This window comes from Blastococcus sp. CT_GayMR20 (genome assembly GCF_004570345.1).
Window position 1 is genome coordinate 1 of sequence record NZ_SPQM01000049.1, and the last position, 11,472, is coordinate 11,472.

General features: G+C 70.9%; 15 protein-coding genes and 1 pseudogene. 11 read left to right on the top strand and 5 right to left on the bottom strand.

Features of this window, described 5'->3' with window-relative positions; translation table 11 throughout:
- Nucleotides 1-132, top strand: a 132-nt coding sequence (locus tag E4P40_RS28965; RefSeq protein WP_245160313.1) for an integrase core domain-containing protein, incomplete at its 5' end; no start/stop codon positions are given.
- Nucleotides 133-150: 18 nt separating this feature from the next.
- Here E4P40_RS28965 and E4P40_RS13025 read toward each other — a convergent pair.
- Nucleotides 151-873 (bottom strand): annotated as a pseudogene (locus E4P40_RS13025) (Arm DNA-binding domain-containing protein); the annotation flags it as partial.
- Between the two features lie 488 nt (nucleotides 874-1,361).
- On the opposite strand from E4P40_RS13025, the gene E4P40_RS13030 reads away from it, so the two are divergent.
- Complete coding sequence (locus E4P40_RS13030) at nucleotides 1,362-1,574, top strand: helix-turn-helix domain-containing protein (RefSeq protein ID WP_209305298.1); 213 nt, start codon at nucleotides 1,362-1,364, stop codon at nucleotides 1,572-1,574.
- Nucleotides 1,571-3,403 (top strand): AAA family ATPase, encoded by a 1,833-nt coding sequence (locus E4P40_RS13035; protein ID WP_135159014.1) that lies wholly within the window; start codon nucleotides 1,571-1,573, stop codon nucleotides 3,401-3,403. The genes E4P40_RS13030 and E4P40_RS13035 overlap by 4 nt, the downstream gene beginning before the upstream one ends.
- 751 nt (nucleotides 3,404-4,154) lie before the next feature.
- On the opposite strand, the gene E4P40_RS13040 is transcribed toward E4P40_RS13035, so the two are convergent.
- Nucleotides 4,155-4,373, bottom strand: a complete 219-nt coding sequence (locus tag E4P40_RS13040) for a hypothetical protein (protein ID WP_135159015.1) — start codon at nucleotides 4,371-4,373, stop codon at nucleotides 4,155-4,157.
- 490 nt (nucleotides 4,374-4,863) lie between these two features.
- Between E4P40_RS13040 and E4P40_RS13045 the strand changes: the two genes are divergently transcribed.
- The 5 genes from E4P40_RS13045 to E4P40_RS13065 all read left to right on the top strand — a co-directional run bounded on the left by E4P40_RS13045 (nucleotide 4,864) and on the right by E4P40_RS13065 (nucleotide 7,028).
- Entirely contained in the window at nucleotides 4,864-5,214 is a 351-nt protein-coding gene (locus E4P40_RS13045) for a hypothetical protein (protein ID WP_135159016.1), read from the top strand.
- A gap of 154 nt (nucleotides 5,215-5,368) precedes the next feature.
- A complete protein-coding gene (locus E4P40_RS13050; RefSeq protein ID WP_135159017.1) occupies nucleotides 5,369-5,872 on the top strand; it encodes a hypothetical protein in 504 nt (167 codons plus the stop codon).
- Nucleotides 5,873-5,954: 82 nt separating this feature from the next.
- Nucleotides 5,955-6,578, top strand: a complete 624-nt coding sequence (locus tag E4P40_RS13055; protein ID WP_135159018.1) for a hypothetical protein — start codon at nucleotides 5,955-5,957, stop codon at nucleotides 6,576-6,578.
- Entirely contained in the window at nucleotides 6,578-6,772 is a 195-nt protein-coding gene (locus E4P40_RS13060) for a hypothetical protein (RefSeq protein WP_135159019.1), read from the top strand. Before E4P40_RS13055 ends, E4P40_RS13060 begins: the two co-directional genes overlap by 1 nt.
- Before the next feature lies 1 nt (nucleotide 6,773).
- Nucleotides 6,774-7,028, top strand: coding sequence for a hypothetical protein (locus tag E4P40_RS13065; protein WP_135159020.1), 255 nt, complete (start codon nucleotides 6,774-6,776; stop codon nucleotides 7,026-7,028).
- Here E4P40_RS13065 and E4P40_RS13070 read toward each other — a convergent pair.
- Complete coding sequence (locus E4P40_RS13070) at nucleotides 7,025-7,507, bottom strand: hypothetical protein (RefSeq protein ID WP_135159021.1); 483 nt, start codon at nucleotides 7,505-7,507, stop codon at nucleotides 7,025-7,027. The genes E4P40_RS13065 and E4P40_RS13070 overlap by 4 nt on opposite strands.
- Nucleotides 7,508-7,554: 47 nt before the next feature.
- Between E4P40_RS13070 and E4P40_RS13075 the strand changes: the two genes are divergently transcribed.
- The gene (locus tag E4P40_RS13075; RefSeq protein ID WP_135159022.1) at nucleotides 7,555-7,947 is read left to right on the top strand and encodes a hypothetical protein; all 393 of its coding nucleotides are present in this window, start codon (nucleotides 7,555-7,557) and stop codon (nucleotides 7,945-7,947) included.
- A 311-nt stretch (nucleotides 7,948-8,258) separates the two neighbouring features.
- On the opposite strand, the gene E4P40_RS13080 is transcribed toward E4P40_RS13075, so the two are convergent.
- Together E4P40_RS13080 and E4P40_RS13085 are read right to left on the bottom strand one after the other, a co-directional pair.
- Complete coding sequence (locus E4P40_RS13080; RefSeq protein ID WP_135159023.1) at nucleotides 8,259-9,311, bottom strand: tripartite tricarboxylate transporter substrate-binding protein; 1,053 nt, start codon at nucleotides 9,309-9,311, stop codon at nucleotides 8,259-8,261.
- 204 nt (nucleotides 9,312-9,515) lie between these two features.
- Nucleotides 9,516-10,436 (bottom strand): hypothetical protein, encoded by a 921-nt coding sequence (locus tag E4P40_RS13085; protein WP_135159024.1) that lies wholly within the window; start codon nucleotides 10,434-10,436, stop codon nucleotides 9,516-9,518.
- A gap of 68 nt (nucleotides 10,437-10,504) precedes the next feature.
- On the opposite strand from E4P40_RS13085, the gene E4P40_RS13090 reads away from it, so the two are divergent.
- Both E4P40_RS13090 and E4P40_RS13095 read left to right on the top strand, forming a co-directional pair.
- Entirely contained in the window at nucleotides 10,505-11,116 is a 612-nt protein-coding gene (locus E4P40_RS13090; protein WP_135159025.1) for a class I SAM-dependent methyltransferase, read from the top strand.
- A gap of 90 nt (nucleotides 11,117-11,206) precedes the next feature.
- Entirely contained in the window at nucleotides 11,207-11,470 is a 264-nt protein-coding gene (locus E4P40_RS13095; RefSeq protein ID WP_135159026.1) for a hypothetical protein, read from the top strand.
- Nucleotides 11,471-11,472: the final 2 nt, after the last annotated feature.

The window sequence follows — 11,472 nt, forward strand, 5'->3', positions numbered from 1 at the left end:
ACATCCGAAACCGCACGCCGAGCGGCTCTGTCAGGCTGGCTCCACCACTACAACAACCACCGGCCCCACACCGCCCTGGGCAACCTCCCGCCCATCAACCGTTGCACCAACGTCTCCGGGCAGTACAACTAGGGCCTCCCGGATGGTGACGATGCCCCGGTCGAGGTCGATATCGGACCAGCGCAGACCACACGCCTCGCCCCTTCGGAGTCCGGTGAAGGCCAACACCTCGAAGATGGCGCCGAGCCGGTGCCCGGCCGCGTGGTCGAGGAAGTCGGCCAGCTCGTCGGCCGACCAGGGAGCAGGCACCGCCCGGTTCACCGTCGGCAACTCGACGTCGATCGCCGCGTTGGTCGTCACGAGGCGCTTCCGCTTGGCGTCGGCGAGGGCGCTGCGCAGAGTTGCGTGGACGCGCCGGACCACCGTCGCACCCCGCCCCTTGGCGGTGAGGTCGGTGAGGAACTGCTCGACGTGCTCGGGCCGGAGGTCACCGAGCCGCACATGGCCGAGCTTCGGGACGATGTCTTGGTCGATGTGGCTTCGGTAGCCCGTGGCCGTAGACCGCCGGAGGAGTCCGTTCGCTTCCTTGGCAGCCAGCCAGGAGGTCAGGTAGGCCCCGAGGGTCAGCCGGCCGTCGTGGCGGTGCTCCCCGGTGCTGACCGAGTACAGGACGGCGGCCAGCGCGGCGTCTGCATCGGCCTTCGTGGCGAACCCGCCCTTGCGCTGCTCCCGACGCTTGCCGGTGCCGTCCCGGCCCACATCGGCCCGGTAGTACCACGAGCCGTGCCCTCGCTTGCTCAGGTCGGGACACGCCTTCAGCGGGCGCCCGGCCTCGTCACGGCAACCGCACCGCCGGAACGTCGAACCCTTCATCGCTGCTCTCCAGTGGCCTTCGGGGCGGGGCGGCGGACGTAGCGGGTCAGGGACCGGCGGATTGCGTCGCTGACCGTCTCCCCGCGCTCGGCGGCCCGGCGCTGCGCTGCCTGCCAGAGGTCATCAGGTATCCGCACGGCCCGGATGGGTGTGCGGTCGTGATCTCCGGCCGTGTCGGTGCGAACCATGCTCGGTCCCCTTCGATGAGTCCTCCTGCGGGCCGGTACAGCGTACCGCGTGTACATACACGTGTCTATACGTGGCTGAGTCAGGAATCATGAACGATGTTCACATAAGTGCAGCTCAGACCGCTGATGTTCAGTACCAGTAGAGGTCATCGCGTGCTATTCTGGTCACTAGTCGGGTGAGGCGCGATGCCCCCGACAGGAACGGCCGCCGCGAGGGCGACACCCCCCGAATCCACTTCGGAGGTCCGTGTCGCGGCTCGACTCGTCGGCGAGGGCCTCCACGTTCCAACGGAGGCCCTCGTGGCTGCTGCACCGAACATCACTGTCAACCTGGCCGACCTGCCGCCGGTCATTGACCTGTACCCGGACGCCGCCGGCGTGCTCGGCATCGGCCGGACCACCGCGTACGAGATGGCCCGGCAGGGAGAGTTCCCGGTCCGCATCATCAAGATCGGTGCGCGCTACAAGGTCGCGACGGCGGACCTGCGCGCACTGCTGGGCGTGCCCTCGTGAGCGACGAAAGCCGCCCCACCAGTGGTGAGGCGGCCTCCGACATCGGTGGGCCTGGCAGCTCCGATACCAAGGTTACCGCTCTGGACCGCCTGGTGGCGGCGCTGGCGGACCATGGCCGAGAAGTCGCGGACTACCCGGAGCCTCGTCGTCACGGCGAGGTCTACCTGGCGCAATGCCCGGCTCACGACGACGGCAACCCGTCGCTGGTCGTCTACGACCACGGCAGTCATATCGGGCTGTCCTGCCGAACCGGTTGCGATCGGCCCGAGATCGTGAAGGCGGTCGGGCTGAAGATGTCCGACCTCTTCAGCGCTGACTACCGCTACGAGGACGGCCGTGTCGTGCACCGGGAGTACGACGCGCACGGCAAGAAGAAGTTCCCGCAGTCCGGCAATCGGCAGGGCGGCGGTGTGCTCTACCGGCTCTCCGAGGTCGTGGAGGCCGTCGCCGCCGGCACCGAGGTTCACCTGTGCGAAGGCGAGAAGGACGCCGACACGCTGGCCTCCCTGGGCCTGGTGGCGACGACTGCACCTGGCGGGGCGGGTGGTCTCGCCCGGGTGGACGTGACGCCGCTGAAGGGCGCCCGGGTGATCGCCCACCCCGACCGGGACGCGGCCGGGGAGAAGTGGACGGTCACTGCCATGGAGTGCCTGGGCGACGGCCACGCGGCGTCCCTGAAGTTCCTCGGGCCGAAGGTCGGCAAGGATGTGACCGACCACATCGAGGCCGGTTACGGGCTGGACGAGTTCGTGCCGCTGATCCCGGCTCGGCACCCCCGGACGCAGGCGGTGCTCGACGCCGCGCTCGACGCTTCGGAGCTGGACGGTCTGCCCGAGCCGACGCCGCTGCTGACCGGGGCGCTCAACGCCTCGGAGTACGTCCTGCTGTCGGGGAAGTTCGCCACCTACAAGAGCTTCGTGGCGCTGGCGTGGGCCTTCGCGGTGGCGACCGGGAAGGCCTGGTCCGACCACTACACGGTGCCCGTGACCCGGCCGGTCGTCTACGTGGCCGCCGAGGGTGTGTCCGGCATCCGTAAGCGCCTCAGGGCGCTGGAGCGGCTGCACGGCGTCACCCCCGCGCCGGGCATGTTCACGGTCATCAGGCGGCCGGTGCGGCTGGCCATCCCCGAGGAGGTCGAGGCGCTGCGGCTGGTCGTCGCGGACAAGCGGCCGGCACTGGTCGTGCTCGACACCTGGCACCGGATGACGCCGGGCATCGAGGAGAACAGCGCGACGGAGACCGCTGTACCGCTCGACGTGGCGCTCCAACTACGGGACGACTTCGCCACGACCGTGCTGGTCGTCCACCACACCGGGCACAAGCAGCAGCACGCCCGGGGGTCGTCGGCGCTGGAGGACGACGCCGACGCCTCTTGGATGGTCCGGCTCGGTGACAGCGAGGACGCCGAGGACCGGGGGCCACAGACGCCCCGCACGCTGGTCCACCGCAAGAGCAAGGACGGCGAGACGGCCCAACCCGCCCGGCTGGTGCTCACCGTGGACGACGACGGCGAGGCGACCGTGGCAGTGGATCCGTTCGCGGCTCCGGTCCAGCAGGGACGGCGCGGGCGGCCTTCCAAGGCCGGCCAGCGCGAGGCGCAAGTGGCCGAACTGGTCGCGGCGCTGGACGACGCGGGGGTCGGCACGGACACCGGTTACCGGCAGGTGTGGGAGTGGGCCGCCGAGCGGGAAATGATCGTCACAGAGGCGGTCGCCCGCGAGGCGGTGAAGCGGCGACGGGAACGGCAGAACGGGACTACGGCGGCAGGTGCGGTAACTGCGGTGCCCCTTAAGGGGCAGGGCACCGCACTACCCGGAACCCTGCGGTGACAATGCGGTGGAAAATCGAACACCGCCCTCACCTGCGGAAACGCCACCCGCGGTGACTGTGGCAGAAAAGGACGGGGAAGTTTCCACCGCAGTTCCCGGTCACCCTGCGGTGGAAACCATTTCCACCGCAGCCGACCCCGCCGACTGGCAGCGCGAGCAGAACGCCCGGCGGCTGGTCTGTCCGGTCTGCGGCCAGGGCCGTCACCTCCCCGGAGGACTGGTCTGCGGCGGTGCCCGATGAGTAACCGACGGCGCCTGCCCCGTCCCCGGGTCGAGTGTCCGGACTGTTCGTCCGAGCTGCTGGCGCTACCCGACGGTCGGCCGTTCCTCATGCACTCGGACACCTGCCCTGCCTGGCGGGCACGAACAGCGGCACTGCGGGGGGTGGTCGGCGAGGACGTGCCGATCGTCGGCTACAGGTGGGTCCAGCCGTGACCGGCCAGCGCCCGCCGGTCGGGGCGGTCGCTCTGTTGGAACGGGTGTTGTGGCGGCACCGGAGCCTGCCGGACGCCGCCTGTCGGGGAGCGGCCCCCTGTTCGACCGGGACCAGCTCGACGGCGAGGACGAGGACGACCACGCCGACCGCCTCCGGCGCGCCGCTGCGGTCTGCCGAGGCTGCCCGGAGTGGCAGCGGTGCCCTGACCGCATCCAGCGGGTACCGGCCGATCCGGCGACAAGAAACGGTTGACAGCTCCCGGCCGCCGGTCCCCTCAACAGGGGGAACCGGCGACCGGGAGCCGGTACCTCGCGCTCAGGTAGGGGGCGATCCGCTGCCGCCACCGAGCCACGCGAGCAGCAGTAGCAGCGTCGGCCCCACGACGACGACGGCATTCGCCGATCGGGTCACGATCACCGCGATCACCAGGACAACGGCGGCCAAGGCGACAGCAATCAGTTTCTGGCTCGGACTGGGTGGCTTACTGGTTTGGTCGTCCCTGCTCGGTATGGTCAATGCGCCCTCCATGGTCATCAGCGTGGCCTGGGGACAAGACGACCCGCTGTTCCCGCAGCGGGTCGTTCTGCGTCTGGTGCAGTACGACCGCTGGTGTCTCGTCTCCACTTCGAACGCTAGTTCGGCTGTGCGACAACTTGGTGTCTTCTCGCCCGTTCAGCTCCGGCGTGTCCCGCTCCATGAGTGCCATGCGTCCCAAGCGCACCAGGCACACCCAGCACGCCTGGCTCATCAGTCACACATCGGGAAGCGGCGCCCAGAGCATCGGCGGCCGGGCGGGTGGAGGAACCCGCCTCGCGCGTGCGCGCGTGAGGGCACCGCATCCCCGGACCAAGATCATGCGCCCACGCCGCGCCCATCAGCGCGCTGACCTGCACGTTCATGCCCTCTACCTGATACGGAGTCAGGTGACGGCGCCCGCGACCGCGTGGAGATCGCCGCCCTACGTCCCGACCAGAAAGCTGCCCGGTACCGACCATAACCCTCTACTTGACAGTTACACTCGGATATGCCCCGCGCCGGTACCTACGCCAGCCGCCGGGACAGGCTGGCCGAGGTCATGGAGCTGAACGCCTCCGGCCTGTCGGTCACCTCGATAGCGGCCCGTCTCGGCATCCGGTCCGACTACGCCGCACGGCTGCTGAGCGAGGGGATCAACGCGCTGCCGACCGCCTCGGTCGAGGACTTGCGCACGGCGACGGAGCTGCGGCTCGACCGGATCGCCGGGGTCTGGTCGGAGCTGCTGTCCGACCCCGATCCAAAGGTCCGGGCGCAGGCGGCCGAAGGGCTGCGACGGACCGAGGCCGACCGCTCCCGCCTGCTCGGATTGTGGGTCCGACCACCGAAGGACGAGGACTGACGACCATGACGACCATCAGCCGACCCCGCGTCGATCTGCCCCACCCGGCTCTGGACACGGCGCCGCAGCCCGTCCGGGTGCCGTCGCCACGCTGGTCCGGCTGGACGGTGAGCGCAGCCGGGCGTGGGGGGCCGTCCGCAACCCCGAGCTGGCCATGCACAACGCCGGCCGCCAGGAGTCCGACGAGCTGGCCGCCGCGCTGGTCGACGGCGGCACTGTGAAGACGCGGACGAAGCCCGCCAAGCAGCGTGCGCAGGAGAACCTGGACGCCGCGACGGCGACCAGGGACGCCTACGAGAAGGCGTGCGCGATCGCCCACGCCCGCCTCGTCGCCGCGACCAGCGAGCACCGCGACGAGTGGGCCGCCGTCCTCGGGGAGCGCCAGCGCGACGCCGCTGACCGGTTGGCCGCCGCCGCTGCTGAGTTCACGGCTGCCGGTACCGACGTCGTCGCCGCCTCGGGACTGCTCGGGATGCTGGAGGCGGAAGACGGCCGGGTCGTCGCCCGTCCGTGGGCGCCGGCCGCCCACCTCTCCAACCTCGCCGCCCCGCTGGCCGAGGCCGTGGACGTCGTCCGTGCCGCCGTCGCTCTCGCCCCCGATCCGGCCGAGGCTCCCGCCGACTCCGACGACGACGACGACGAAGAAGTCGGCGTCTGATGACCGCCGCAGAAGCTCCCGCCGGGCGGTGTCCTTCGGGTCTGACCACCGTCCGGCGGGGCCGTACCGCTGGAGGTACATCGTGCCGCTGACCCGGCGGAAGGGCACCGTCTGCACCGAGCACGGCGAGAACTGCAAGCTGGCCGGCGGCTCGGACTTCACCTCCGCCCGCTGCGCCCGGAAAGTGGCCGACGCCTTCGGCCGTCCGGTTGCCGCCCCCGGGCCGGATACCGAGCTGGAGGAGCTGAGCCTCCTCGCCGCTGCGCAGCGGGACGGGTTGACGGTCGAGGAGGCCCGCGCACACCGCGACGCCGCGCGGGAGACGCGCACCCAGTGGTGGAACCGGCTGTCCCCCTTCAGCCGAGCGCAGGACATGGACGGCGCCGACGAGAAGATGTCCGCTGCCGTCCGGGAGGTGAAGGCGAAGCAGGCCGCCGAGCGGGCAGCCGAGGCGGAACGGGTAGCGGCCGAGGAGGCAGCCCGGCCGGTCGGCATCGAGCCAGCCGCCCCTTCAGCACGAGCGACCGGCCAGCGCCGACGCCTTCAGCGTCCCCAGGAGCCGACCGGCGTCGGGGTGGGGTCACCGGTACCCCCGGCGCCGGTCGCCGAGCAGCCACCGGCCAGACGACGGCGACGCCGGGGGCCGCAGTTCAGCTCGATCAACACCTGGCGCGATCCCGACGAGGACGAGGGCGACGACTACTGATGGCCGCCGGATCGAAGACGTTCACGACCCCGCGCCGGGACTGTAGCGAGGGTGCCGACCAGGCCGCCGTGCACGAGCGCAACCGCGCGCTGGTCGCACGCGCGATCCGCCGGCCGCTGGCCGACGTCGTCCTCGTCGGCGTGACCGACCACCCGGACGGCGCGTCCGTGAACCTCGAATACGGCTGGAGCTGAGATGACGACCCGACGGCCGTTCACCGCATCGGCACGGCAGGCCCAGACCATCCGGGAGCGCTGCGCCGAGGAGCACCCGACGGACCGCGATTGGATCGCCAACCCGCAGACCGGTGCGGAGCGGCAGGCGGCTGCCCTGCTGGCGGGGCCGGACGACGGCGACCCCGACGACCAGCGGAGTGCCACAGAGAAGCAGGCCGCCGCGATGCTGAACAGCCGGGCGGCTCATCGCCAGTTGCAGAAGGACCAGCGCTAGACCTCGACGGCCGGGTGGCTCCAGTCCCTGACTGGGCCGTCCGGACTATTCCGCCATCTCACGGTCACGGTGTCGTCTGCGCTGTCCATGGTTACCGCGATGCCAACCAGCATGGAGGAGTTGGGGCCGATGACTTCCTTCTCGTAGGGGTGGTCCTGCACCTTGATGTCGTCCGCCACCTGGACCTGCACGTCATAGGCGGTGCCGTCACCAACGTTTGTCAGGCGGTTCGGGCGGTACCTGCCTGTGCTGGTCAACTGCCAGCGCACGGCTCGTTCCTCAGCCTCCTGCGCCTGACGCTTCTCCTCGCGCTCTGCCACAGCGGCCGACCGATCGGCTGCCTTGGCTGATGCTTCGGCCGCTCGCGTCGCACGGCGGCTGTAAACGAACGCAGCAACCGAGAGCAGGAAGGCCAGGACGGCGACGCCGGCGGTGATCCAGTCGCTCGCTGTCGTCACGGCTGCGGTGGTGGCTGTCATCGCTCGGCAGGCTATCCGGTCCTCCCATGCCGCCCTATCGTCCGTAGATGGACTTAACGCAGGTGGTGCCAGGGGCGATCTACAACACGGGTCAGGTCTTTATTGCTGAGCCATTGGCTGAATGGCCGATCGGCTACCAGTCCTGCCGAGTCCGTTTCGAGCAAGGATGGTGCTATATCGAACTGAACGAGGCCGACGGCGAGGGAAGTGTGCACGTCTATCCGACGAGCCAGATTCTGGCAGTCATCAACCTCTATCCGCCTGTGACGGGACCCCCTGACCCCGATAAGGCGGTTCCGGCGGGACAGCACCAGATCGAGCGGACAGGTCACGTGACAGCACCCCAGCAAGCGGGACCTCCGTGGGCGCAGGGTGGGCGCGAACCGTCCGAGAATCCCCGGCACAGCTCAACATTGCCCGACAGTGGGTCGAGCGTTTGACCAGCGCGAATAGCACGAGGCCGCACTGCCTAACACCGGCCGATACGCGCCTAGGCTGACTTAGGATCTGGTGCCTTCGGGCGTGGGGGTTCGACTCCCCCCTCCCGCACGCGTCGCCCACCTCGGGCCGGTCTCGTCCGGGTAGTGGTCCATCGAGTCGTCGTCGAACGAGATCAGGTACCGCGGCACTGGTGACTGACCGTCCCGGCGCCTTCTACCGCCCCTCGTGCCGGACCGAGGATAGGTGTCGTCGGCCGCGCGCGACTGTCAGCGCCTCCCCCCGGACCCGGCGGAGAGCAAGGTCTCGATCGTCAGAACGACGCCTTGATCGCCGCCTCGAACTCCGGCGATGCGTCCAGGACCTGCTGCACCTGCTCCGCGTACTCCTCGCCTCCGAGGTAGTCGACGGGTCGCTGCTGCGACTCCATCTCGGCGAGCAGTTCCTCGTCGGAGAGCGCGCATTCGAACGCCTCCCGCGCCTCCGCCAGCCGGTCTTCCGGCATTCCGGGAGGTCCGGCGACCGAGCGGCCGGTCGCTCCGAGGGCGATGAGGCTCTCGAGGAGTGCCTGCCCGTCCTCACCGGCGGGCTCGAAGTCGGCGGACGGCGGAGCGTCCGGCATCCATTCGTGGCCCTCTTCCGCGACCAGGAGCACCGGACGGACCTCTCCGGCCTCGACCGCACCCAGCAGGCTGTCGAAGGCGAGAGCCATGCTGTCGGCGTTGCCGGCCACCAGGGCGTTCCGCGCTTCTCCTGAGCCCGCGAAGCCCGTGATCACCTCGTGCGGGAAGTCGTACGCCTCGGCGAGCCCCGTGGCGAACACGTAGCCGTCGCTGCCCGGCCCGGTGGCCACGAACCTGACCGGCTCCGTGGCTTCGATGATGTCGTCGAAGCTCTGGATGTCGCTGTCCGCGCCGACGGCCACGGCCATGGGCGGACTCGAGATGCGTCCCACGTGGGACAGTTCGTTCAGGTCGAATGCGACGCCTTCGGCTCCGGCGATCTGCGCCGCTGCGAAACCGATCGTGTTCAGCAGCTGCAGCCGGTTCTCGTCGGGACTGGCCACCGCGGTGGCGTTCGTGGCGAGCAGTCCCCCCGCACCCGGTTCGTTCCGGACCACGACTTCTGCCCCGAGGCAGTCCGCGAAATAGGGGGCGATGGCCCGCGCGTAGACGTCGAAACCCCCACCCGGGTCGTAGGGCACGACGAAATCGACGGTTTGTCCCTCGTAGTACGACGCGTCTTCGCCGGACGCCTCACCGTTCGGCGCGGTGTCTGCACCATCGTCGTCCCCGCAGGCGGCGAGCGTCGCGAGCAGCAGGACGGCACCCGCCAGGGTCGAGCCTCGCCGGTGACTCCGCATCATGCGTCCTCTCCCGTCCCCGAAGGGGCGGCGGCAGTCGCCTCGACTGCCATCACTCAACGCCGTGGTTACTGATCGATCGTTAAGACCCTAGCGCGATGCTGCGAGGGTGCAAGGGCCTTGCGCACCGCGAAGCCGACGTCGGGCGGCTCCTGCACCTGCTGGAGCGCATTCGTGGATCACTTCCCGAGGGCTGCGCGTAGCTCCTCAGGCCAGGACGGCGCGCAGGTCGAGCTCGGCGGACGGGGCGTCCGGGTCGTCGTCGTCCACGACCGCCAACAGGTGCACCCCGCCGTCGCGGACCTCGCGCAGTGCCAGACCCTCGACCTTGTGCACGTGGCCGGCCACCTCCGGGATGGGCACAACCGCCAGCACCGTCGTCCCGTCGAGGAGGGCGAGCGCGGTCGCGACCACGGGGCCGTCGTCCACCGCGTTGGGCGTGTCCTCAGCCGCGGCGCTCATCAGCACCCGGCCGTCGGGCAGCGCGACGGCGTCGGTGACCGCGAGGCCGACGCCCTCGACCTCGCCGAGGTCGTAGACCTGCGGCCGCTCCACCGGCACGTCGCCGGCGGGGAAGCGGCCGAGGACTGCTGCGACCAGCCCCTCGAGCGGCACGTCGACGCTGCCCGAGCGCACTCCGGCGGCGAGGTTCCCGCGGTTGAACCAGCGCACCACGTCGCCGTGCCGGCTGGCGCCCTCCAGGTTGAGGTGCTCCATCGGGAGACCGAGACGGTCGGCGACCTGCTCGTACAGCGGGGCGAGGTCGCCGGCCCGGGCCACCGGATCCCCGTCGTCCAGGTGGACGACGACGCCGCGCATCCGGCGCGCGGTCGAGCCCGAGCCGAGCAGGAGGGCCGCGGTCGAGCCGTCCACCTCCGCCGGGCACGCCACTTCCAGATCGGGCTTGAGGTGCTTGGTGCCGTGCGCCTCGCGGAAGGTGTCGAGGCCGTCCACGGGCGGCAGGACCCGCACGCGGGTCACGCCCCCGGCCCGCCGCCAGCCGGCGAAGGTCGCGTCGTCCTGCGCGATCAGCCAGCCGTCGCCGAGCGGCGCGATCCCCGAGGCCGCGGTGACCGGCGTCCCGTCGTCGAACCGCAGCGCCCGGACGTCGTCGACGAACACCTGCACCGGTCCACTGTGCGTGCAGCGGCGGCGGACCGCTTGTCGGGTGCGGACCCGGGGAGGACCCTGCGCCGATGGGCCTCTACAGCCACCACCTGCGTCCCCGCCTGCACAACCTGGCGCTGGGCGGAAAGGCGGCCGGCGAGGTCCGCGACCGTGTCTGCGCGGGCCTCGCCGGGGACGTCCTGGAGATCGGCTACGGGACCGGGCACAACCAGCCCCATCTCCCTCCGGAGGTCGCCGGGATCTGGGCCGTCGAGCCGTCGACCACGGCCCTCCGGCTGTCGGAGGCCCGCCGGTCGGCGTCGTCCGTGCCCGTGGTGGTGGGAGGGGACGACGCGCAGTCGCTGCCGTTCCCGGACGACCGCTTCGACGCGGCGCTGTGCACCTGGGTCCTCTGCGGCATCCCCGACGCGAGCCGCGCGCTCGCCGAGGTGGCTCGGGTGCTCAAGCCGGGCGCGACGCTGCATTTCGTCGAGCACGGCCTGGCGCCCGAGCCGGAGGTGGTGCGCTGGCAGCGGCGCGGCAACCGGATCAACCAGGCCATCGCCGGGTGCGCGCTGGACAACGATGTGGCGTCGCTGTTCGAGGCGTCGCCGTTGACGGTGAGCGAGCTGTCGACCTGGTACGAGAAGGCCGCCCCCAAGCCGGCGGGGTACATGTACGAGGGCCGCGCGACGGCCTGACCGACCTCGGGCGCACGCCGTCTCACCCCTCCGGGTGGGGCGGGCCGCCGAGGACTGGGGCCGACGGCTCCGTCGTCCGAAATCCCGGGTATGAGCAGCACTGCTTCGCGCGCCACCTGGCTGCCGGCCGCCATCGCCCGCGCCGCGGTGGTCAACACGCCCAACGTCCGCACCAGTCCCGCCGGCCCGCGCCACCTCGCGGTCGAGAGCCCCGAGGCGATGCGCATCGCGACGCCCGAGGACTTCACCCGCACCGGCCGGCACGCCGAGCCGGAGTGGAGCCGTGAGCTGCACGACCCCACGCGCGACGAGGTCGACTCGTTCTCCTGGCTGGGCTTCGCGCCGCGCCGCTGAGC